Annotated in this window: 2 protein-coding genes; both read right to left on the minus strand. The window is 72.7% G+C overall.

Annotated features, from left to right (window positions below; translation table 11 throughout):
* Window positions 1-216 (minus strand): bifunctional ornithine acetyltransferase/N-acetylglutamate synthase (locus tag V7793_RS37895; protein WP_336014299.1); only part of this gene is annotated, 216 nt, incomplete at its 3' end.
* Between the two features lie 94 nt (window positions 217-310).
* Window positions 311-934, minus strand: a 624-nt coding sequence (argC, locus tag V7793_RS37900) for an N-acetyl-gamma-glutamyl-phosphate reductase (protein WP_336014301.1), incomplete at its 5' end; no start/stop codon positions are given.

The following is a 934-nucleotide window of genomic DNA, read 5'->3' on the forward strand; positions in this document are numbered from 1 at the left end:
ACCGGAGTTGAGGACCACGGCCGAAACCTGTCCGCCCTTGAGGACCTGCTGCGACCACACCACCGGCGCGGCCTTCACCCGGTTCGAGGTGAAGACGCCCGCAGCGGCCAGGCGCGGGCCCCGGTTGACCACGAGGGCCAGGTCGGGACTGCCGCTCTCCTTGATCCCGGCGGCGATACCCGCCGCCGTGAATCCCTTCGCTGCCGTGACGCTCACTGCATCTCCTCGTTCGCCCGGTTGCTCGTCGTGTTCTTGGCCGTGTCGCACGGCACCAGCCGTGCCAGAAGGGTCGCTATGACCCGGCGGACGCTCATGGCGCCACTCCCGTGGCCGGCAGGCCCAGCTCCTCGGGGAGGCCGAGGGCGATGTTCATGCTCTGCACCGCGCCACCGGCGGTGCCCTTGGCCAGGTTGTCGATCGCGCTCACCACGACGATCCGCCCGGCCGCCTCGTCCAGCGCCACCTGCACCAGCACGGTGTTGGAGCCGTGGACGGCGGCGGTGGCGGGCCACTGCCCCTCGGGCAGCAAGTGCACGAAGGGCTCGTCCGCGAACGCCTTCTCGTACGCGGCGCGCAGGCCGCCGGCCGTCACACCGGGGCGGGCCTTGGCACTGCAGGTGGCGAGGATGCCCCGCGGCATCGGCGCCAGGGTGGGCGTGAAGGAGACCGTGACCGGCTCCCCCGCGGCGGCGGAGAGATTCTGGACGATCTCGGGCGTGTGCCGGTGGGAACCGCCCACGCCGTACGGGCTCATGGAGCCCATGACCTCGGAGCCGAGCAGGTGCGGCTTGGCCGCCTTGCCCGCACCCGACGTCCCCGACGCCGCCACGATCACCGCCTCCGGCTCCGCGAGCCCCGCCCCGTAGGCCGGGAACAGCGCCAGCGACACGGCGGTCGGATAGCAGCCGGGCACGGCCACACGCCGTACGCCGTA

Origin of the sequence: Streptomyces sp. KLMMK (assembly GCF_036961605.1) — a bacterium.
GTDB classification, from domain to species: Bacteria; Actinomycetota; Actinomycetes; order Streptomycetales; family Streptomycetaceae; genus Streptomyces; species Streptomyces telluris.